This is a genomic window from Streptomyces sp. NPDC001732, assembly GCF_053596315.1.
In genome coordinates this window covers 1-20,923 of the sequence record NZ_JBSFFY010000084.1, presented here as the reverse complement: position 1 = coordinate 20,923, position 20,923 = coordinate 1, and the positions used below count along the sequence as shown (strand labels likewise).

The following is a 20,923-nucleotide window of genomic DNA, read 5'->3' as shown; positions in this document are numbered from 1 at the left end:
TCAGCTCCGGGGCGGGGGGGGGGGGGGGGGGGGGGGGGGGGGGGGGGGGGGGGGGGTGCGGCGCGCCCCCCGCGCCCCCCGGGGGGGCCCCCCCCCCCCCCCCCCGACGCCACTTCCGAAACACGCCCTAGACCGGCCGACGGTCCCCCGGCCCGTCCGCGACGGGCTCCGCCGAGCCCTCCCCCGGCACGTCCCCGCCCGGCATCTCCTCGTCCGGCGGCGGGAGTTGCGGTGCCGTGCGGGGCAGCCGCAGGGCGAACAGGGCCGACAGGGCCACCAGGGCGGCCGTGGCCCACACCGCCGTGCGGAACGGTCCTGCGTCCGTCGTGCCCCCCGCGCCGTGCGCACCGCCGCCGACCAGGGCCGCGCACAGCGCGATGCCGAGGGCGCCGCCCAGGGTGCGGACGATCTGGAAGAGGCCCATCGCCTGGCCCATGTCGGGCGGCGCGACGGTCTCGAACCCGGCGATCTGCACGGTGAGGACGGCCGTGCCGAGCACCAGCCCGATCAGGAACATCAGCGCCCGCACGGCCCAGCTGTTCTCCGCCGTGCCCGGCACCGCGAGCGCGCCGAACACCACGGCGGCCAGCAGCAGTGCGGTCACCACCAGGCGGCGGGGGCCGAGCCGGGGCAGCAGCCGGTCCACCGTCTGCGAGGCCAGCATCAGGCCGATCGCCTCGGGGAAGACGATCAGTCCCGCGTCCAGCGCGGAGCCGCCCAGGGCCGCCTGGAACAGCAGCGGGACGACGAACAGCACACCCATCAGCCCGGCCGCGGTCAGGGCGGCCAGCACGGCGGCCGTCCCGTAGTACCGGTCGCCGAACAGCCGCAGCCCCAACAGGGGGGCCGGGGCCCGGCGTTGCTGGAGGACGGACGCCACCAGCAGCACCGCGCCCAGGACCGCGCCCAGCACGACCGGAGGGTCGGACCAGCCGTGTGCCGGGCCGAAGCCGAGCGCGTAGGTGAGCAGACCGAGGGCGGGCGTGGCGAGCCAGAAGCCCGCCCGGTCGAACGGGCCCTCGGTGCCCTCGACGTGCTCGCGCAGCCCGATCGCGCCGAGCAGCACCGCGGCCACGCCCACCGGCACGTTGACGAAGAACAGCCAGTGCCAGGAGAGGTGTTCGGTGAGCAGACCGCCCAGCGGCGGGCCGAGGGCGGGCATCAGGGCCGTCGGCACGATCAGCACCTTCGACAGCTTGGCCCGCTCCGGCGGGGCGAACGCCCGGAACAGCAGCGTCATGCCGACCGGGGTCAGCAGTCCGCCCGCCAGCCCCTGGAGTGCGCGCGCCGCGACCAGCACCGGCAGGTTCCAGGCCAGTCCGCACAGCGCGGAGGCCGTGGTGAAGACGGCCAGCGAGCCGAGGAAGACCCGTTTGGTGCCGTACCGGTCGCCGAGCCAGCCCGCCACCGGCAGGGCGAGCGCCAGGGCGACCAGGAACGCCGTCTCGACGGTGTTGGCCGCGAAGACGGGCCGGCCGAAGTCCTCGGCGATGGTGTAGAGGGCCGGGTTGACGATGGTCGAGTCCAGGCCGTTCATGCACATCGCGGCCACGTAGACCAGGACCACGGCGAGCCGGGGGCGGATGCGCGGCACCGGCAGCCACCCGCCCCGCCGGGTACGGGATTCGGGTGCGGTCACCGGGACAGCAGCCCGGTGTCGTGCGCGGTGATCCGGTCCAGTGCCTCCTGGCGCGGGCACGGCCCGTGGACCGCCGTCCAGCAGGCCGGCACGTCGGCGAACTCGGGCCACAGCGAGTACTGGCGCTGTTCGTTGACGAGGACGAGGAAGGCGTCGGCCCCGCCGTCGGCGTCGAAGGGGTTGACGGGTGCGTCGCTGTTCACGGCCATCGGGGTGTCACTTCTCCAGGTCGGTCAGGCGGTCGGCGACCACGCGGGCGATGTGCGCGATCGGTTCGGGCAGGGTCATGTCCTTGTGCGAGCAGGCGACGTCCGTGTTGTCGATGCGTCCGCTCACGTACGGCGTCCAGGTGTCCGGGGTGAGGGCGTCGTCGATGGTGTCGACGGTCGCGCGGAAGAACAGCACGTCGGCGTCGAGGCGCCGGTGGTCGAAGCCCCGGACGAGGTGGTTGGTGTTGAGGTAGATCTCGGCCAGCGACTCCAGCGTGCCGGTGGTCAGCGCGGCCAGCGGGCTGCCCTCGCGCTGGAGCACCTCGATCACACGGTCGGTGGTCAGCGGCTTGTCCTCCAGGGTGTCGGGGCCGTGACCGCCCATCGCCAGCAGCGACTCCATGGCCTCGGCGTGGTCGGGCACGGGCAGGTCGCGGAAGCCATCGGCCGGGTAGGCGTCGAGGATCGCGAGCAGTTCGACCTCCTCGCCCAGGTCCTGGAGCCGGGTGGCCATGGCGTGCGCGACGATGCCGCCGGTGGACCAGCCGAGCAGGCGGTACGGTCCCGCGGGCTGCACCTCCCGCATCCGTCCCACGTAGTGCGCGGCCAGTTCCTCCAGGGAGGCGGGCAGCGGCTCGTCGGCGGTGGCGGGGCCGACGCCCTGCGCCTGGAGGCCGTAGATCGGCACGTCGGCGGGCAGGTGGCGGATGAGTCCGGCGTAGCACCAGCTCAGCCCGCCGGCCGGGTGGACGCAGTACAGGGGGGCGCGGTCGCCGTCGCGGGCGGGCCTGAGCGGCAGCAGGACGTCCAGCGGATCGTCGTGGTGCGTGCCGGCCGAGGCGGCTTCCAGGGCTGCGGCCAGGGCGGCCGCGGTGGGCGACCGGAAGACCGTGCCGATGGATACCTCGGTGCCGAGGGCCGCCGTGACGCGGGCGGCGAGCCGGACGGCGAGCAGCGAATGGCCGCCCAGGTCGAAGAAGTTGTCGTCGACGCCGACCCGGTCCGCGCCGAGCACCTCGGCGAACAGTGCGCACAGCTGCTCCTCGCGCGGGCTGCGCGGGGCGCGTCCGCGGGCGTCGCCGGTGGGGCGGCCGGGCGCGGGCAGCGCCTTGCGGTCCAGTTTGCCGTTGTCGGTCAGCGGCAGCCGCGCCAGCTCGATCACGGCGGACGGGACCATGTGCACGGGCAGTTCACGGGCCGTGTGCTCGCGCAGCCGCGCCGCCGGGTCCGGGTCGTCCCCCTCACCGGCACCGGTGCCGGGGGCGGGTACGACGTAGGCGACGAGCCGTTGGTCGCCGGGGGTGTCCTCGCGGACGACCACGGCCACGTCGGCGACCTCCGGGCGGGCGGCCAGGACGGCCTCGATCTCGCCGAGTTCGATGCGGAAGCCGCGGATCTTGACCTGATGGTCGGCGCGGCCGAAGTACTCCAGGGTGCCGTCGGCGCGTCGGCGGGCGAGGTCTCCGGAGCGGTACATGCGGGTGCCGCTCTCGCCGAACAGGTGGGCGTGGGGGTCGGCGACGAAACGGGTCGCGGTGAGGTCGGGCCGGCCGAGGTAGCCCGCCGCCACGCCCTGCCCGGCGACGTACATCTCCCCCGTGACGCCGGGCGGTACCGGCTGGAGCCGTTCGTCGAGCACGTAGACGCGCAGGTCGGGGATGTTGACGCCGATGGTGGACGAGGTGGCGGCGGCAGCGGTGGCCCGGTCGAGGGGGAAGTGGGTGACGTGCACGGTGGTCTCGGTGATGCCGTACATGTTCACCAGGACCGGTGCGTCGTCGGCGTGCCGGGCGTACCAGTCGTCGAGACGGCCCAGTTCCAGCGCTTCGCCGCCGAACACCACGTAGCGCAGGGCGAGTTCGCCTCCGGGGTGTTCCCGGTCGGCGGCGGCGAGCTGGTAGAAGGCGGAGGGCGTCTGGTTGAGTACGGTCACCCGCTGCGCGGCGAGCAGCCGCCGGAAGGCGTGCGGGTCGCGGCTGGTCAGGTGCGGTACGACGACGACCTTGCCGCCGTACAGCAGCGCGCCCCACAGCTCCCAGACGGAGAAGTCGAAGGCGTAGGAGTGGAACAGCGTCCACGCGTCGTCCGGTCCGAAGCCGAACCAGTGGTCGGTGGCGGTGAACAGCCGGGTGACGTTGTGGTGGGTGACCACGACGCCCTTGGGGCGGCCGGTGGAGCCGGAGGTGTAGATGATGTACGCCGGGTCGTGGGGGGTCAGCGGGCGGACCCGGTCCGCCTGGGTGAGCGGGCCGGTGGCGTGTGCGGTGGTGTCGCCGTCGACGGTGACGACCGGCAGGTCGTGGCCGGGCAGCCGGGGCGCGGTGGCGGTGTCGGTGACGACGGCCGCGGGGCGGGCGTCGGCCAGCATGTACGCCAGCCGGTCGGCCGGGTAGTCGGGGTCGAGCGGCAGGTAGGCGGCGCCGGCCAGGGAGACCGCGAGCAGGCCGGTGACCAGTTCGGCGGAGCGGGGCAGGGCGAGGGCGACGACGGAGCCGGGTCCGATGGAGCGGGCGGCGAGCAGCCGGGCCAGGCGGTGGGCGCGGGCGGAGAGTTCGGCGTAGGTGAGGGTGGTGCCCTCGTGGCTGACGGCGATCCGGTCGGGGTGCCGGCGGGCGGCCTCCTCGTAGCGGTCGGCAAGGGTGGCCGGGGCGGCGGGTGCGGTGGGCAGCGGCCGGGCGTTGCCGTCGACCAGGGCGCGGCGGCGTTCGTCCTCGCTCAGCAGCGGCAGCAGGCCGAGGGGGGTGTCGGGGGCCTCGGCGGCGGCGGTGAGCAGCCGGGCGAGGCGGTCGGCGAGAGCCTGGGCGGTGGAGCGGTCGAACAGGTCGGTGCGGAATTCCAGGAAGCCGCCGATGCCGCCGCCGGCCAGTTCCCCGGCGTTGAGGGTGAGGTCGAACTTGGCGGTGCCGGAGGTGGTGGTGGACAGCCGGGCGGTGGTGCCGGGACCCAGTGGGAAGGCGGCGTCCGGTACCGACTGCCAGGCCAGCATGGTCTGGAAGAGGGGGTGGCGGGCGAGGGAGCGGGCCGGGTTGAGGGCCTCGACGAGATGGTCGAAGGGCAGCGCGTCGTGCTCGAACGCGGCCAGGGTGCCGGTCCGTACCCGCTCCAGCAGTTCCCGGAAGGTGGGGTCGCCGGAGGTGTCGGTGCGGAGCACGACGGTGTTGGTGAAGAAGCCGACGAGGGCGGCGGTGGCGTCGTCGTCGCGTCCGGCGACGGGGGTGCCGAGCGGGATGTCGGTGCCGCAGCCGTGCCGGGTGAGCAGGGCGGCCAGGCCCGCCTGGACGGCCATGAAGAGGCTGGCGCCGGTGGTGCGGGCGAGCCCGGCGAGGGCCGTGTGCGCGGCGGTGCCCAGGGCGAACGGGACGGTGTCGCCGGCGGTGGAGGCGGCGGGTGGGCGGGGCCGGTCGGTGGGCAGGTCGAGCTGGTCGGGCAGGCCGGCCAGGGTCCGCTTCCAGTGGTCCAGCTGGGCGGTGGCGAGCGGGGTGGGTTCGGCGGGGGTGCCGAGCCGGCGCCGCTGCCATGCGGCGTGGTCGGCGTACTGCACGGCCAGGGGGGCGAACTCCGGTGCCCGTCCGGCGAGTCGGGCCCGGTAGGCGGTGGCGAGGTCGTCGGCCAGCGGGGTGGTGGAGGCGCCGTCGCCGGCGATGTGGTGCAGCACCAGCATCAGGGTGTGCCGGTCGTCGGTCTCGGTGAACAGGGTGGCGCGCAGCGGGATCTCGTGGGCCAGGTCGAAGGCGTGCCGGGCGGCGGCCGTCAGGTCCTCGCCGTCGGCGGCGCGGTGCAGGCGGGGCCGGGCCGCCGGGTCCCGGGGGGCGAGGATGTGCTGCCGGGGCAGGCTGCCTCGACCTTCCCCGGGTACGGGGTAGACGGTCCGCAGGGTTTCGTGGCGTTCCGTCAGGTCGGCGAGGGCTGCGGTGAGCGCGTCCTCGTCCAGCGGTCCCTCGACGGTGAGGACGAGCGGGATGTTGTACGTCGGGGCGGGCCCTTCCAGCCGGTGCAGGAACCACAGCCGCTGCTGGGCGGGGGACAGCGGCAGTTCGCCGGTGCGGGGCACGGGGGTCGGCGGTACGGCGTCGGCGGGGGTGCCGGTGTGGCGGGCGCGGACCAGGGCGGCGAGGGCGGCCGGGGTGGGCTCGCGGAACACGTCGGCGACGGAGACGGGCACGTCGAAGGTCTCCCGCAGCCGGGCGGCGAGCCGGGCCGCGAGCAGCGAGTGGCCGCCCAGGTCGAAGAAGGAGGCGTCGGGCGCGGCCCGTTCCGCCTGGCCGAGCAGGTCGGCGAAGAGTCCGCGGACGACGTCGGTGTGCGGGGTGCCGGGTTGGGTGCCGGTGGCCGGGGCGGTGGGGGCGAGCGGTGCGGGGTCGGGCAGCGCGCGGTGGTCGAGCTTGTCGTTGGCGGTGCGCGGCAGAGCGTCGAGCAGGACGACCGCGGCCGGGACCATGTGTGCGGGCAGTGCGGCGGCGAGGTGGTCGCGCAGGGCGGCCGGTTCGGCGTCGGTGCCGGGGCGCGGGACGGCGTAGGCGAGCAGCCGCTTGCCGCCGGCCGCCTCGCGGGCGACGACGGCGGCCGCGGCGACGGAGGGGTGGGCGGCCAGGACGGCCTGGATCTCGCCGGGTTCGATGCGGAAGCCGCGGATCTTGACCTGGTCGTCGGTGCGGCCGAGGAACTCGACGGTGCCGTCGGGGCGGCGGCGCACCAGGTCCCCGGTGCGGTACATCCGGCCGCCGGTGTCGCCGTGCAGGGCGCCGTAGGGGTCGGCGACAAAGCGTTCGGCCGTCAGGTCGGGCCGTCCGAGGTAGCCGCGTGCCAGGCAGGCTCCGGCGACGTACAGCTCGCCGGGGACGTTGTCGGGAGCGGGGCGCAGGGCGGTGTCGAGCACGTAGAGGCGGGTCGCACGCACCGGGCTGCCGGCGGAGTCGGGGCCGGTCCAGTGGCAGGCGTCGACGGTGGTCTCGGTGGGGCCGTACAGGTTGAGCGGGTGGACGCCCTCGGTGGTGGCGAGGCGGTGCCACAGCGGTGCGGGGACGGGTTCGCCGCCGACGACGAGGACGGCGGGCCGGTGGTGGCCGTCGGCGAGCAGCCCCTCGGCGAGGAGGGCCTCGGCGTAGGAGGGGGTGACGTCCAGGTAGTCGACGAGGTGGGTGTCGACGTGGGCGGTGAGGGCGGCCGGGTCGCGGTAGGTGGCGTCGTCGAGCAGGTGCAGTTCGTGGCCGTGGACCATCCACAGCACCGGGTCCCAGGAGGCGTCGAAGGCGAAGGAGGCGCTGTGGGCGGCCTTGAGCCGGGTGCGGCCGGTGCGGGCGACGGCGGGGGCGATGTGGTCGGTGCCGTGTCCGGCGTACAGGTTGGCGAGGGAGGCGTGGGTGACGACCACGCCCTTGGGTCGGCCGGTGGAGCCGGAGGTGTGGATGATGTAGGCCGCGTCGTGGGGTGCGGGGGTGGCGGCGGGGTGGTCGGCGGGTGCGTCGCGAAGGGCCCGGACCGTCTCGGGGGCGTCGATGCCGATCACGGGCAGGCCGTGCTCGGGGAGCCGGGCGAGTGCCTCGGTGGTGCCGAGGACGCAGGCCGGGCGGGCGTCCTCCAGCACGGCGAGGGTGCGGGCGGGCGGGTGGCCGAGGTCGAGGGGCTGGCAGACGCCGCCCGCCTTGAGGACCGCGAGCAGGGCGGTGATCATGCCGGTGGAGCGGGGCAGGGCGAGCGCGACGGGGGTCTCGGGGCCGACGCCGTGCGCGGCGAGGTGGTGGGAGAGCCGGTCGGCGGCGGCGTCCAGTTCGGCGAAGGTGAGGGTGTCCGTGCCGCAGCGGACGGCGGTCTCGTCGGGGGTGCGGGCGGCCTGTGCGGCGAACGCCTCGGGGACGGTGGTGCCGCAGGGTTCCTCGGAGCGGCCCGCGGTCACCCGGCGTATCTCGTCCCCGGCGAGGAGGTCGAGGGTGGCGACGGGGCGGTGCGGGTCGGTGAGCAGCAGGGCGGTCAGGTTGTCGAGGCAGCGCAGGAGCGTGGCGCCGTACCGGCCGGTCTCGGCGGCGGTGTAGCGGTCGGCGGCGGCCTCCAGCACCAGGGCGATGGTGCCGTCCGGGCCGGGCCGGGCACCGACGGCGAGGTCCTCGACCGGGCCGGCGGCGAGGTTGTGGACGGTGCCGCAGGGGCCGCCGAGGTCGAGGGGGGCACCGTCGTGGGGCTTGATGTTGACCATCGGTCCGGTCAGCGGTGCGGTGGGGGCGGTCAGGCCCAGGTCGCGGCGCAGGTCGGCCTGCGGGTAGCGCTGGTGGCGGCGGACCTGGCGGATCTCCAGCACGATGCGGCGCAGCAGTTGGGCCGCGGTGTCCTCGGGGCGGACGGCGACGCGCAGCGGGAGCACGTTCACGGTCATGGCCGGGGTGCGCAGCGCGGCGGGAGTGCGGCGGTTGGTGACGGGCAGGCCGAGGACGACGTCGCGGGCGCCGGTGAGCCGGTGCAGGTGGACGGCGGTGGCGGCGACGACCAGTTCGGCCCAGGTGGCCCCGGCGGCCTCGGCGGCGCGGGTGACCGTGTCGGCGGACAGCGGGGCGGCGTACCGGTGCAGCCGGGTGTGCGGGGCGGTGTCCCGGCCGGGTCCGGCGGGCGGGGCGAGGGCGACGGGAACGGCGCCGGCCATCCGTCCGGCCCAGAACTCCCGGTCGGCGGCGTACTGTTCGCCGCTCAGGTACGCCTGTTCCTCCGCGACGAGTTCGCGCAGGGGCGCGAACCGGCACTCCGGGGCCTCCTGTTCGCCGGCCGCGTACAGTTCGGCGACCCGGTTGCCGATGAGCGTCAGGGCGTAGGCGTCGACGGCCACGTGGTGGATGCGCTGGTACCAGCGGTACGAGGTGTCGCCGACGCGCAGCAGTGCCTGGGTCATCAGGCCGTCCGGTGCGTCGAGGTCGGCGGGCCGGGACAGGTCGGCGTCGGTCCAGCGCCCGGCCTCCTCCTCGGGTGCCTCGTGGCCCCGCAGGTCGATCCGGTGCAGCCGGAAGGCGGGGGCCGGGTCGGGGTACTGCGCGGGGGTGCCGTCCGTCTCGGTGATCCGCAGTCGCAGGGTGTCGGCCTCGGCGACGGTGCGGCGCAGCGCGCGTTCGAAGCGTTCCTCGTCGAGGGCTCCGTGGATCTCCACGACGTCCGCGGTGTGGAAGTCGGTGCCGCCGGGGGCGAGCTGTTGGGCGTAGTGGATGCCGCTCTGCGCGGTGAGCAGGGGGAACGGCTCCGGATGCTCGTTCATCTGGGGAGAACTCCTCGGTTGTGAAAGCCTTGCCGCGCAGCGGGCCGCCGATAACTTAGGTAAGCCTAAGCTAAATACTTGCACGGCGCGCCCACGTGTGAACTTCACGACGCGGGACAGTGCGACCGCACCCACCGGAGGAGGAGCCGATGACCGACCCGTACGGCGATGCCGCACCCGCCCCACAGGACGTCAAGTCCCGCATACGCGAGGGGATCGAGCGGGAGGGCGAAGCCCTGCTCGGTCTCAGCCGCCGCGTCCACGGCCACCCGGAGACGGCGTTCGAGGAGCACCGGGCCGCCGCCTGGTGCGCCGAACTGCTGGGCGCCCGGGGCTTCGCGGTGACCGCCCCGGCGTACGGGCTGGACACCGCGTTCGAGGCCACCGCGGGCAGCGGTCCGCTCACGGTCGCGGTGGTCTGCGAGTACGACGCCCTGCCGGGTCTCGGGCACGCCTGCGGCCACAACCTCATCGCCGCCGCCGGGGTCGGCGCCGCGCTGGGTCTCGCCCCGATGGCGGACGAACTCGGCCTGCGCGTACGGGTGCTGGGCACCCCGGCGGAGGAACGCGGCGCCGGCAAGGCGCTGATGCTCCGCGAGGGCGCGTTCGACGGCGTCGACGCCGCCATGATGGTGCACCCGTGCCCGTTCGAGGTCGCCGACTTCCGGTCCTTCGCGCTGGGCACCCTGTCGGTGACGTACACCGGCCGCTCCGCGCACCCGAGCCTGAATCCGCACGAGGGCCGCAACGCCGCCGACGCGCTGACCGTGGCGCAGGTGGCCATCGGCCTGCTGCGCCAGCAACTGCCGCCGCAGTGGCGGGTGCACGGCATCACCACGGAGGCGGGCAGCTCCCCCAACGCGATCCCGGACCGGACCCGCGCCGAGTACGAACTGCGCGTGCTGGCCGCCGAGGACCTGACGGAGCTGCGCGACCGGGTGGAGGCGTGCTTCCGCGCGGGCGCGCTGGCGACCGGCTGCGAGGTGGCCCTGGAGCGCCCCGAGCCCGACTACCTGGACTTCCGGGGCGATCCGGAGCTGATCCGGCTGTGGACGGCCAACGCCCGTGCGCTCGGCCGTCCCGAGCCCGTGGAGCGGACCCCGTTCGCCTGCACGGACATGGGCAACGTCTCGCATGCGGTGCCCTCCATCCACCCGGTGCTCGACATCAGCGGCGGGGCCTGCGGCCCGCACGAGCCCGCCTTCGTCGAGGCGGCCGTCTCACCGGCGGCCGAACGGGCGCTGCTGGACGGGGCGACGGCGATGGCCTGGACGGCCGCGGACCTCGCACGGGCCCGCCGGGACGGCGGCCGGGCGGCGTGAGAACACGACCGTGCGCGGGTGGCCGTACGGCGAGTACGGCCGGCCCGCGCATGGTCGACGCTCCGTCAGGAGCGGTTCAGCGCCTCGGTGATGTCGTCGACGACCTCGCCGGCGGCGAGCGGGCCGCCGCGGGTCGACCAGACGGAGCCGTCCACCGTCACCACGTGACCGTCCTCGACCGCGTTCAGCTCCTTGTAGGCGGCCTTGGACTGCACCTCCTTGAGCGCCTGTTCGCCGTCGGAGGTGAGGGTCGACAGGAACAGCCAGTCGCCGTCGATCTCGTCGATCTTCTCCAGGCTCAGCGACGGCGTGTGCGCGTTGCCGTCCCTGTTCTGCGCCTTGGGGCGCTTCAGGCCCATCTCCAGCGCGATGCCGCTGGCGAACTGCTTGTTCTCCATCCAGCTGGGCCCGTCCGGGTTCCAGCGGACGATGGAGACCTCGGCGCCCTTGTTCCCGCCCAACTTCTCGCCCGCGGCCCTGGCGGCGCTCTCGTGCTCGGAGATGACCCTGTTGGCCACGTCGAGCTTGTTCAGGGCGTTGCCGATGCCGCGGAGCGACAGCTTCCAGTCGTCGGTCGGCGCCATGGTGACGAGGGTGGCGGGGGTGATCTCGCGCAGCTGCTCGAGGACCTGCTCGTCCTGCATGTCACCGGCGAGGATCAGGTCGGGCCTGGCCGCGACGACCTTGTCCATGACCGGCTGGAGCAGGTTGCCGACGACGCCGATGCCCTCGACCTTGTCGGCGAGGTAGGCCGGCGGCTTGTTCAGGCCCTGGCCGTTGGTGATGCCGACCGGCTTCACACCGAGCGCGAGGACCCCGTCGAGCTCCTCCTGAGTGAGGGTCACGATCCGCTCGGGATGGGCCGGGACCTCGACGGCGCGGCCGGTGGCGTCCTTCACGGTACGGGTGGCCGATGCCGCGGAGTCCTTGCCCGAGGGCCCCTTGGAGTCCTTGCCGCCGGAGTCCGAACCGCAACCGGTCACGAGGAGCACGGCCGCTCCGACCGCGGCGGCGGCCTGGGCCGCGCGACGCGGCAGCATCGGGGAGGGACGGCTGGGCAGGGTCATGGGAACTCCACGGTTCACGGAAACGTACGACTGCGCGGAGGGCAGGCCGATGGCTTGCAGCCGCCTCAACACCCCCGACGCGAAAACTAAGGTTAGCCTTACCTCAGGCTCATTGAGCAAGGGGCCCGGGTCATTTCGAAAGGGCGGTCCAGATGGAACTGCGCACCGAGCAGCTCATTGCCGGATATTCCGGATGTACGGTCGTCGACCGGGTCGACGTGACGGCGCCTTCGGGCCATGTGGTCGCGATCGTCGGACCGAACGGCTGCGGAAAGTCGACGCTGTTGCGTTCGATGGCCCGGCTGCACGCCCCGGAGTCGGGCCGGGTCCTGGTCGACGGCGAGGACGTGTGGCAGCTGCGGCAGCGGGAGGCCGCGCACCGCATCGCCCTGCTCCCCCAGGCCCCGCAGGCGCCGGAGGCGGTCACGGTGGCGGGCCTGGTGCGTTACGGACGCCACCCGCACCAGGGCCTGTTCCGCCAGTGGTCCCGCGACGACGAGCGGGCGGTCGAGCACGCCCTGACGGCCACCGGCACCGCGGGACTGGCCGACCGCCGGGTCGAGGAACTCTCCGGCGGGCAGCGGCAGCGGTGCTGGCTGGCCATGGCGCTGGCCCAGGAGACCCCGGTGCTGCTGCTCGACGAGCCGACCAGCGCGCTCGACATCGGCCACGCCGTCGAAGTCCTGGACCTGGTGCGGCGGATCGCCGCCGACGGCCGCACCGTCGTCATGGTCGTTCACGACCTCGCCGCCGCCGCCCGGTACGCCGACACGCTGATCGCCATGCGGGACGGCCGGGTCGTGGCCCGCGGCACCCCGCGCGAGACCATCGACGCCGCGCTGGTACGGGAGTTGTACGGCGTGGACGCCGAGATCCTGACGGCCTCGTCGGACGGATCGCCGGTGGTGGTACCGGTGGCGGGCCCCGTCACCGCCCCCGCCTGACCGGGCGGCACCGCGTGCCCCCGCCGGCGTCCGCGGCGGCGTGCGCGACCGGCCGCGGGCGGGCCGGGCGTGCGGGCCCCCGGGGTCACCGGGCAGACTCTGTGTGTCGCACCACCGCCAGCAAAGGGATGATTCACGCATGATTACGCTCAAGAAGGAAGACGGCCCGGCGGACCTGGACGGAGTGACCCATCTGTCCATAGGGGTGTCCTGGGACCCCACCGCCGGGAGCAGCGGCGGAGTGATGGGCATGCTGCGCCGCAAGACCGGGACGGACCTGGACCTGATCGCCATCGCGATGCAGGGCGCCGACCCGGTGCGCCTGGCGGGCCTCGACTCCCTCGACCCGATGGGCAACGGCTCGCTGGTCCACAGCGGCGACAACCAGACCGGGCGCGGGGACGGCGACGACGAGACGGTGACGGTCGAGTTCGCGCGCCTGCCGGAGAACATCACGTCGATCGTGTTCGTCGCCGCCGCGTACAAGAAGGGCAGTTCCTTCCAGAAGGCGCGCAACATCAGCTTCAAGGTGTACGACGCCACCGGCGGCAGCTCCCAGCAGGTCGCCGACATCTGGCCGAGCCTGCTCACCGCCGACAACGGCTGCGCCGTGGCCAAGGCCATGCGGGTCGGCAACGTCTGGAAGCTCGAAGTGATCAACACGACGGGGAAGATCAAGCAGGGCAGCGAGCACGCGCTGATGCGCTTCGCCATCAGCAAGTAGCCCCGGCGGGACTTCCGGACCACGCTTCAGGTCCCGTGGCGGCGGACGGTGATCGCGAGGGCCGCCGCGTACAGCCCCAGCACCGCCACGAGCAGCGGGTAGTAGAGGGCGGGCAGCGCGGTCATGCCCAGGGGCGGGCCGAGCGGGGAGAGCGGAAGCAGCAGCCCGGTGACGGCGAGTCCGGCCGCCGCCCGGCCGACCGGGCCGCCGCCGCGGCCCCCGGCGGTACGGCGGCCGGTCCGCAGGAGCACCATCACCAGGGCCTGGGTGAGCAGGTTCTCGGTGAACCAGCCCGAGTGGAACACCGCCTCCTCGTCCGCGCCGCCGGGCCCGTACAGGGCGAGCGCGAGCACCGCGAAGGTGGCCAGGTCGGCGACGGCGTTGAGCGCCCCGAAACCGGTGATGAAGCGGAGCAGGTCCCGTGGCCGCAGCACCGTCGGGCCCCGGAGCGCGGCGGGGGCGGGCCGGTCGTAGGAGAAAGTGAGCTGGGCGGCGTCGAAGCACAGGTTCTGGACGAGGGCCTGGGCCGGGAGCATCGGCAGGAAGGGCAGCAGGAGCCCGGCGAAGAGCATCGCGATGACGTTGCCGAGGTTCGAGGAGAGCGTGATGCGCAGGTACGTCGTGATGGTGACGCTGCTGTGCCGGCCCGCCGTGATCGCGTGATCGATCGCGGTCAGGTCCTTGCCGCGGCCGGCGAGGACCACGTCGGCGCCCTCGCGGGCCATGTCGACGGCGTCGCGCGGGCAGATCCCGACGTCGGCCGCGTGCAGCGCGGGCAGGTCGTTGACGCCGTCCCCGAGGAACCCCGCGGTGCGGCCCGCGGTCCGCAGTGTGGTGACGATGCGTGCCTTGTGTTCGGGGGTGCAGCGGGCGAAGACGGTGGTGCGGTCGGCGAGCCGGGCCAGTTCCGGGTCGGTGAGCCCGTCGATGCGGTCGGCCGTGCACACCTCCCCGGGGTCGAGCCCCAGGTCCCGGCAGGCGCGGGCCGCGGTGCCCGGGTGGTCGCCGGTGAGCACCTTGACCGTGACCCCGCGATCGGCGAGGACGCGCAGGGCACCGGCGGCGGAGGGGACGAGCTCCTCGCGCAGGGCGACGAAACCGACGAAGGTCAGACCGCGTTCGTCGGCGGGGGTGTACGGGCGGTGCCGGGCGGGGCGTTCGGCGGTGGCGACCGCCAGGAGCCGCAGCCCGTCGTCCGCCCGGCCCGCCGCGAGCCGGAGCAGCCGGTGGCGCCGGGCGTCGTCGAGGGCGCACCGCTCCAGCACGCTCTCGACGGCGCCCTTGACGACGAGCGTGTCCGTTCCGAGGCGGCCGGGAACGCGCACCACGGCGGTGGAGAGGCGGCGGGCCGGGTCGAAGGGCACGGCCGCGACCCCGTCGTGGCCCAGCGCGTCCTCCACGTCGGCCGCGTCGAGGATCGCCTCGTCCAGGGCGTCGGGGACCGGCAGGTCGGTGAGTTGCAGCGTCCACCAGGCGTTCACGGCGGCCCAGCGCAGGACCTCGGGGTCGTCCCGCCCCTCGGCGTCCAGCCCGCGGACCACCACGGGGCGGTCCCGGGTGAGCGTGCCCGTCTTGTCCAGGCACAGCACGTCGACCGCGCCCAGGTCGTGCAGCGCGGGCAGCCGTCTGACGATCACGCCGTGGGCGCGGGCGAGGAGCGACGCGCCGCGGGCCAGGCAGGTAGTGACGACGACCGGCAGCATCTCCGGTGTGAGCCCCACCGCCACCGCCACCGCGAAGGGCAGCGTCTCCAGGCCCCGGCCGCGCAGGGCGGCGTTCGCCATCAGCACCAGCGGCGGCGTCACCAGCATGAACCGGATCAGGGTCCAGGAGATCCCCTGCACGGAACGGTCGAAGGCGCTCGGGCCGCGCGGGTGCGCGAAGTCGTGCGCGGCGGCGAACCGGGTGCGCGCCCCGGTCGCGACGACCACCGCGGTGCCGCTGCCCGACATGACGCTGCTGCCCTGGAAGCACGACTGCGGCTCGCCGAACGGGCCGTGCTCCGGCACCCCGTCCCCGGCCCCGCCCGGCACGTCGAGGGGGTACTTGGCGACCGGCGCCGACTCTCCGGTCAGCGCCGCCTGGTTCACGCCCAGGCTGTTCGCGCGCAACAGCCGTACGTCGGCGGGGACGAGGTCCCCGGGCCCCAGCCGGACCACGTCCCCCGGGACCAGTTGGTCGACCGGGATCTCGCGCGGCACCGGGGCCGCGTCCCGCCCCGTGCGGCGCACCACCGTGGCGGTGGTCGCCACCAGCTCCCGCAGTCCCGCCATCGACCGGTCGGCCCGGTGTTCCCCGGCCGACCGCAGCACACAGCTGACCACCACGAGCACGGTGATCACGCAGGCGGGGCCCCAGGCGGCGACGGCCGCGGACACCAGCCCGAGGCAGAGCAGCACCGCGGTGAACGGGTCGCGGAGGCTGTGCAGGAAGCGGCCGGGCCACGACACGGTCCGCCGGGCGGGCAGGGTGTTCTCGCCGAATTCGGCCAGGCGCTCCTCGGCCTCCTCGTCCGTCAGCCCGTGGGGGCCGCTGTCCAGCGCGCGCAGCACCTGGAGCGAGGTGGGCGGCCCCGGGGCGCCACCGGTCGCGGGGCCGCCGCCCGGCGCCGGGACGGTCCGCGACGGGAACGGCACCACCAGGCCCCGCTCCTCGGTCGCGGAGGTCTCAGGCACCGGTCCCGCGGAGCGTGCGCGGCGGTGCGGAGGAGGCGGCGGCACGCGCGGCCAGCCGGCCGACCATCATCCGCACCACGGCCACCACGTCGGGGTCGTCCACGAAATACACCATCCGCCGGCCGTCGCGGCAGGAACGGACGAGCCCCGCGAGCTTCAGCTTCGTCAGGTGCTGGCTGACGGCGGGCAGCGCACCGCCCACCCGCTCCGCGAGGCCGGTCACGTCGCTCTCGCCCTGGGCCAGCGCCCACACGATGTGCAGCCGTGCCGGGGACGCCAGCAGCCCGAAGGACGCGGCGGCCTCCGCGAGCACCTCGGCGGGCGGGTCCTCGAAGCCGTCGACGTCCGTCGCCACCGTCGTCCCTTCCTCTGCCCGGATCGCTTGCGGGCCCAGTCTAGGCAGTGCCCGACGACGGCCGCCCGGCCGTCCGCCGCGCCCGCCTTTCCGCCTGTACCGCACAAGGGCGCACAAAGCGACCGGGGCAACCACCCCCGCCCGCCCCGCGTCCTCACCATCGTCCGTACAGTTGCGCAACCATGCAATGCACTTGCCGGCCGGGGCCGTTGCCGCCCCGGCGCGGCCCGATGAGGGGAATGACGAACGTGGGCATCATCAGCTGGATCATCCTCGGCCTCGTCGCCGGAGTCATCGCCAAGATCCTGCTTCCCGGACGCGATCCCGGTGGGCTGATCGGCACCACCCTCATCGGCGTCGCCGGCGCCTTCGTCGGCGGCTGGCTCTCGGCACACTTCCTCAACCGGCCGGTGGAGAAGGAATTCTTCGACCTGACCACCTGGGGAGCGGCGATCGGCGGTTCCCTCGTCCTGCTCGTCGGCTACCGCCTCCTCTTCGGCAACTCGCGGGACTGACGGCTCCCGCACTCCCCCGGGCCGCCGCCCCGGGCGGCCCCTGCCCGGCGCATTCGCGGGGGGCGCGATCGTGGGGCGGGGCGTTCGTGAGGAAGGCACATTCGCAAAGAGAGCGGCGCGGTCTCGAACATCCGATCATGCCCTCCGGTGCCGTGACCGACCGCTCGGCCACCGTCGTTACTTCTGCGGAGTTCTGCAATTGGCGACTTCGCCGAATCGACGACGGGTGGTGCGGACGGATGCGTGCGACAGATACGGGGGGCCGGCCCGCGTGCCGGGCCGGGACGCGGGCCGGGGCCCCGCCGCTCCGTGGGGCGTCACGCGCGCCGCGTCACCCGGGCGCGGCCGGCGGCACGGAACCGGAACGCGTGTGATGCTGCGTCTGCCCGCGCACCGGGACCACCTCTCCTGGGCCCTGCCGCTGATCCGCGGATCGGTGCGGGCGGCCCAGGACCGCTCCGGCCAGTGGCTGCACCGGGCCGGCATCGCGCCGGATTCCACCCTCTTCGACGCGGCCCTCCAGGTGGTGGCCGAACTCGTCTCCAACGCCGTGCAGCACGCCGATCTCTCGCCGGACGTGCGGGTCTCCCTCGCGCTGGAGGGGTATCTGCTCACGATCGCCGTCGGGGACCAGGATCCGCGCCCGGTGTCCCTGGTGGACCTCGCGCCCCGGCAGGGTCTCGCGGTGGTGTCCGCTCTCGCGCACGACTACTCCGGCGACGTACGGACCGAGCCCGCCACCGACGGGCCCGGCAAGAGCGTCGTCGTGAGGTTCGCGCTGCTCGGCGCGATCGAATGAACCGGGGCCCGGCCCCGGGCCGGGCCCCCGCCGTGCCGGCCGGGTCAACAGGGGAGGGGCCGTCCCGCGCACGACGCGCGGTACGGCCCCGGCCCGGCCGGACACGGCTCCCTCCGGCGGTGCCGGAAGAAGCCGTGAGCCGCCCCCTACCGCCTGCCCGCCCGCTGCCTTCCGGCCTGCCGCCTTCCGGCCCTCCCCGCGGGCCCCCCGGTGGACGGGACCGCGTCCCGGTCCTCCCACTCCTCCCCCAGCATCAGGACGGGGTCGAACATCACCACCGCCGCGGCCACCACCAGGAACACGGCCGGTCCCAGCAGCATCGGTACGAGCAGTTCCGTGCCCGTCATCCCGCCGCCGTGCGCCCCGTGGCCCTCGCCGAGTTCCACGTTCAGCGCCGCCATTCCCGTGTAGTGCATCGCGGCGACCGCGACCCCGAAGATCAGGCTCGCCCGGAGGCTCGCCCGGAATCCGTACGAGGACATCGCGGACCACAGCGCCGCCGTCGCCGCGACCACCGCGATCACCACCGACAGCACCACCAGGGGCACGGAGTACGTGACCCCCGACCCCACGTGCATCGCGGCCATGCCCAGGTAGTGCATGGCCGCGATGCCCAGCCCCATCAGCAGCCCGGCCGTCAGCAGTACCGGCCGACGCACCCCCAGGCAGCCGACGGCGAAGATGCCGATGCCCACGACGACGACCGCCACCACCAGGCTTGCCGCGGTGAGCGTGCCGTCGTAGGTGACGGACGACTCCGCGACGGTGAAGCCGAGCATCGCGATGAAGTGCATCGTCCAGATCCCGACGCCGATCGACGTGGACCCGAGCGCGAGCCATCCCGCCTTCGCGACCCCCCTGCTGTGCATCGACCGGTTCGTGCACCGCAGCCCGAGAGCTCCGCCCAGCCAGGCGACGAGGAATCCGGCGACCGGGGTCACGAGACCTTGACTGAAACCATCGACGGTGGCGGACGCCATCGCTCCGCTCCTCTCTTGCCCGAGCCGTGCGCGAACTCCCCTTCAGAGTTCCGCCCGATGACGATAAGCAGACGCAATCCCCGAAAACTCGCCCTCCCGCATAACCGAATCATCACAAAACACGGAGATCGATCTTGAATTCACTCTTCTGTGATATTGCGCACGGAAAAAGCGCCCATTCCGATCCGGGGCGATTCCGATTCGAGATCTGACGAAAAGTCACCCGGCACGCACCCCCGGCCCCCACCGTCCCCGCAGCCGCCGCCCGATCGGGAATTGCGCCGCATGGAGTGCCATTACCGCCGCGGCCATGACAAAATCCGGTTCCGCTCTTTCTCCCCTCACACACGGAGGCGACGATGCGTCGCAGCGTCCGGGCCGGTCTGGCCCTTCTCTTCTCAGGCCTCGCGGTCATGGTCCCCGCGGCGTCGGCACATGCCGACGCCGTGGTGACGGTGAGCGTTCCCAATGGCCTGCCGCTCCAGATACGGTCCGCTCCCAGCCTGGGCGCCCAGGTGCTCGGCAGCCTCGCCAACGGCAGCAGGGTGACGATCAGTTGCTACGGCCGGGGCGACACCGTGCAGGGCATCGGCGGTGCCACCGACATCTGGAACAAGCTCCCGAGCGGCGGCTGGGTCTCCGACGGCTTCCTGGAGACCGGCTCGAACAACCCGGTGGTGCCCCCCTGTTCCAGCGCCGCCCCGTTCAAGCTGCCCTACCCGGCCGGAAGCGCGTACACCGTGACCCAGACCCCGGGCGAGGGCTACTCGCACAACGACGCCTACAACCGGCACGCGGTCGACTTCGGCATGCCCACCGGCACCCCGGTCGTCGCCTCGGCGAGCGGCACCATCCGCTTCGAGGGCTGGAACGGTCCCGGCGGCATCATGGCGCTGGTCGACCACGGCAACAACCGGTGCACCCAGTACGCCCACCTGAGCTCGACGATCATCAACACCGGCGACCGGGTGGTCCAGGGCCAGCGGATCGGCACCTCCGGCGCCACGGGCAACGTGACCGGCGCGCACCTGCACTGGAACGTCGTGTACTGCGACAGCCAGCTCAGCCGCGAGATCCCCAACTCCGTGGAGACCGGCACCCGTTACCCCACCGGTACCGCTCCGGTGAGCCAGAACCGCTGACGGCCGCCGCCCGCCCGGGATTTCCCGGGCGGGAGCGGGCACGTCGGCGGTGCGGGCGTTTCGTCCTGGCCGGTGTCCCGCGCGGAACGGGCGCGGACGGAGGTCGGGCGGGGCGGCGGGGCACGTCCCCGGGCACGGTCCGCCGGTGCGACGTCGCGCGGGATTCGTCGAAGGCGAAGTGCTCGGTGTGGATCCGCTTCCTCGGGACCCCGACCCGGACGAGCGCGGTGACTGCCGCCCCGGTCATGGCCGACGGTCCGCACACGTAGACCTCGCGCCTGACGAGACCGGGGACCAGACTGCGCGGCGCCTGCGGGGCGAGCGGGTTGAAGGAGGCGTCGGACGGTCCGGGCAGATAGGGGAGGTCCGCCCGGCGGCGGGCGGCATGCCGTGCGCCCGGCACCGCACCGGGGGACGAGGGTGTGGGACCAAACACGTGTCGAGGCCGTACGAGGGCCCCCTTTCCCGTCGGACGAAAGGGAGGCTCTTCTGTTTCGGTACGGCGCCGGTGCTCCACGGCCCGAACATAGCGGCCCGGCCGGGGCGGAAAGACCGCTCATGGCACCCGAAAAAGATCCTTAATTTTTTCTTCAGTTCCGCTTCAAGGGCGGCTGAGAATTTCCGCGGAACGCGTGGCGCCCCGGGCGGCAAAGTGATGTGACGGTGGTTCGGAAAGTTTCACGGCACGGGAATTCCGGCCCGGATCCACCGGCGCACACCCTTGGGCGGCGCTCAGCTGCCTTCCTCGATCTCGACGAGCGGAGCATGCTGATACCAGCTGCAGAAGACCGAGATCTCGCGGGAGTCCTTGGTGAAGGACACCCGGATCCACTGCGGGTGCTTCCACGTCTGCATCCGCCAGCCCGATTCGGGGACGGCCGAGACCAGTTCCGCGCGGTCCTGCCCGATGTCGAAGACGACCCGGCCGCCGTCGACGGTGCAGCCCTTCACGTTTCCGTTTCCGGTTCCGCCTGTCGGCCGGTCGCCGTTGGGCGGGGCGGAGTTCGGGGCGGAGCTCTCCGGTCCGCCGACCGGCGGCTTCGTCCGCGTCGTGCCGTCGTCACCGCCGCTCGCGGACGGGGAGGGGCGTCGGGGAGCGCCGGGGGCGGTGCGCGGCGGAGGGCCGGGGCTCGGCGTCGTCGTGCTCGGCCTGCTCCACGTCCACGATCGGCAGGGCGCGCGGGGGGGTCGTAGGCGGTCCCGGACATCACGGTGTGGCCCCCACCAGGCTTGAGTTCTAGCGATCGTTGCAACACTTCCTGGCTCAGGTGGTGAGTAGATCACGTAGACGCTCGGCTGGTGTACTCCAGCCGAGCGTCTT

The 20,923-nt window shown here is 73.9% G+C and carries 14 protein-coding genes; 6 read left to right on the top strand and 8 right to left on the bottom strand.

From position 1 onward, the window contains the following. Positions 1-127: 127 nt before the first annotated feature. The 3 genes from ACWCXX_RS36955 to ACWCXX_RS36945 are packed head-to-tail and all read right to left on the bottom strand — an operon-like array spanning position 128 to position 9,079. Positions 128-1,639: a DHA2 family efflux MFS transporter permease subunit gene (locus tag ACWCXX_RS36955; protein ID WP_451135072.1), complete on the bottom strand. Its 1,512-nt coding sequence runs from the start codon at positions 1,637-1,639 to the stop codon at positions 128-130. After that, entirely contained in the window at positions 1,636-1,848 is a 213-nt protein-coding gene (locus ACWCXX_RS36950; protein WP_451135070.1) for an MbtH family protein, read from the bottom strand. Before ACWCXX_RS36950 ends, ACWCXX_RS36955 begins: the two co-directional genes overlap by 4 nt. Before the next feature lie 7 nt (positions 1,849-1,855). Beyond that, positions 1,856-9,079 (bottom strand): amino acid adenylation domain-containing protein, encoded by a 7,224-nt coding sequence (locus tag ACWCXX_RS36945; RefSeq protein WP_451135068.1) that lies wholly within the window; start codon positions 9,077-9,079, stop codon positions 1,856-1,858. Positions 9,080-9,228: 149 nt separating this feature from the next. Between ACWCXX_RS36945 and ACWCXX_RS36940 the strand changes: the two genes are divergently transcribed. Further along, positions 9,229-10,401, top strand: coding sequence for a M20 family metallopeptidase (locus tag ACWCXX_RS36940; protein WP_451135066.1), 1,173 nt, complete (start codon positions 9,229-9,231; stop codon positions 10,399-10,401). A gap of 65 nt (positions 10,402-10,466) precedes the next feature. Here the strand turns inward: ACWCXX_RS36940 and ACWCXX_RS36935 are convergent, their stop codons facing one another. Continuing rightward, entirely contained in the window at positions 10,467-11,468 is a 1,002-nt protein-coding gene (locus ACWCXX_RS36935; protein WP_451135064.1) for an ABC transporter substrate-binding protein, read from the bottom strand. A 152-nt stretch (positions 11,469-11,620) separates the two neighbouring features. Here ACWCXX_RS36935 and ACWCXX_RS36930 point away from each other — a divergent pair, with 152 nt between their 5' ends. Then, the gene (locus ACWCXX_RS36930; protein WP_451135062.1) at positions 11,621-12,412 is read left to right on the top strand and encodes an ABC transporter ATP-binding protein; all 792 of its coding nucleotides are present in this window, start codon (positions 11,621-11,623) and stop codon (positions 12,410-12,412) included. Between the two features lie 139 nt (positions 12,413-12,551). Beyond that, on the top strand, positions 12,552-13,136 hold the full coding sequence (locus ACWCXX_RS36925) for a TerD family protein (protein ID WP_451135060.1): 585 nt from the start codon (positions 12,552-12,554) through the stop codon (positions 13,134-13,136). Between the two features lie 26 nt (positions 13,137-13,162). Here the strand turns inward: ACWCXX_RS36925 and mgtA are convergent, their stop codons facing one another. Beyond that, a complete protein-coding gene (gene mgtA / locus ACWCXX_RS36920) occupies positions 13,163-15,811 on the bottom strand; it encodes a magnesium-translocating P-type ATPase (RefSeq protein WP_451135058.1) in 2,649 nt (882 codons plus the stop codon). Then, positions 15,804-16,166 carry an ArsR/SmtB family transcription factor gene (locus ACWCXX_RS36915; protein ID WP_451135056.1) on the bottom strand — a complete coding sequence of 121 codons (363 nt, stop codon included), beginning with the start codon at positions 16,164-16,166 and terminating at the stop codon, positions 15,804-15,806. Before ACWCXX_RS36915 ends, mgtA begins: the two co-directional genes overlap by 8 nt. Before the next feature lie 248 nt (positions 16,167-16,414). On the opposite strand from ACWCXX_RS36915, the gene ACWCXX_RS36910 reads away from it, so the two are divergent. Continuing rightward, positions 16,415-16,681 (top strand): GlsB/YeaQ/YmgE family stress response membrane protein, encoded by a 267-nt coding sequence (locus tag ACWCXX_RS36910; protein ID WP_451135074.1) that lies wholly within the window; start codon positions 16,415-16,417, stop codon positions 16,679-16,681. A 373-nt stretch (positions 16,682-17,054) separates the two neighbouring features. After that, positions 17,055-17,480, top strand: coding sequence for an ATP-binding protein (locus ACWCXX_RS36905; RefSeq protein ID WP_451135054.1), 426 nt, complete (start codon positions 17,055-17,057; stop codon positions 17,478-17,480). 146 nt (positions 17,481-17,626) lie between these two features. Here the strand turns inward: ACWCXX_RS36905 and ACWCXX_RS36900 are convergent, their stop codons facing one another. Continuing rightward, positions 17,627-18,460, bottom strand: a complete 834-nt coding sequence (locus tag ACWCXX_RS36900) for an MHYT domain-containing protein (protein ID WP_451135052.1) — start codon at positions 18,458-18,460, stop codon at positions 17,627-17,629. A 359-nt stretch (positions 18,461-18,819) separates the two neighbouring features. Here ACWCXX_RS36900 and ACWCXX_RS36895 point away from each other — a divergent pair, with 359 nt between their 5' ends. Beyond that, on the top strand, positions 18,820-19,602 hold the full coding sequence (locus ACWCXX_RS36895) for a peptidoglycan DD-metalloendopeptidase family protein (RefSeq protein WP_451135050.1): 783 nt from the start codon (positions 18,820-18,822) through the stop codon (positions 19,600-19,602). 732 nt (positions 19,603-20,334) lie between these two features. On the opposite strand, the gene ACWCXX_RS36890 is transcribed toward ACWCXX_RS36895, so the two are convergent. Continuing rightward, positions 20,335-20,553, bottom strand: a complete 219-nt coding sequence (locus ACWCXX_RS36890) for a hypothetical protein (protein ID WP_451135048.1) — start codon at positions 20,551-20,553, stop codon at positions 20,335-20,337. Between the last annotated feature and the right edge of the window lie 370 nt (positions 20,554-20,923).

Coding starts and splice junctions, on each gene's coding strand:
- ACWCXX_RS36905 (WP_451135054.1), top strand. CDS start 17,055: ATGCTGCGTCTGCCCGCGCACCGGGACCACCTCTCCTGGGCCCTGCCG.
- ACWCXX_RS36945 (WP_451135068.1), bottom strand. CDS start 9,079: ATGAACGAGCATCCGGAGCCGTTCCCCCTGCTCACCGCGCAGAGCGGC.
- ACWCXX_RS36935 (WP_451135064.1), bottom strand. CDS start 11,468: ATGACCCTGCCCAGCCGTCCCTCCCCGATGCTGCCGCGTCGCGCGGCC.
- ACWCXX_RS36930 (WP_451135062.1), top strand. CDS start 11,621: ATGGAACTGCGCACCGAGCAGCTCATTGCCGGATATTCCGGATGTACG.
- ACWCXX_RS36895 (WP_451135050.1), top strand. CDS start 18,820: ATGCGTCGCAGCGTCCGGGCCGGTCTGGCCCTTCTCTTCTCAGGCCTC.
- ACWCXX_RS36940 (WP_451135066.1), top strand. CDS start 9,229: ATGACCGACCCGTACGGCGATGCCGCACCCGCCCCACAGGACGTCAAG.
- ACWCXX_RS36925 (WP_451135060.1), top strand. CDS start 12,552: ATGATTACGCTCAAGAAGGAAGACGGCCCGGCGGACCTGGACGGAGTG.
- ACWCXX_RS36950 (WP_451135070.1), bottom strand. CDS start 1,848: ATGGCCGTGAACAGCGACGCACCCGTCAACCCCTTCGACGCCGACGGC.
- ACWCXX_RS36900 (WP_451135052.1), bottom strand. CDS start 18,460: ATGGCGTCCGCCACCGTCGATGGTTTCAGTCAAGGTCTCGTGACCCCG.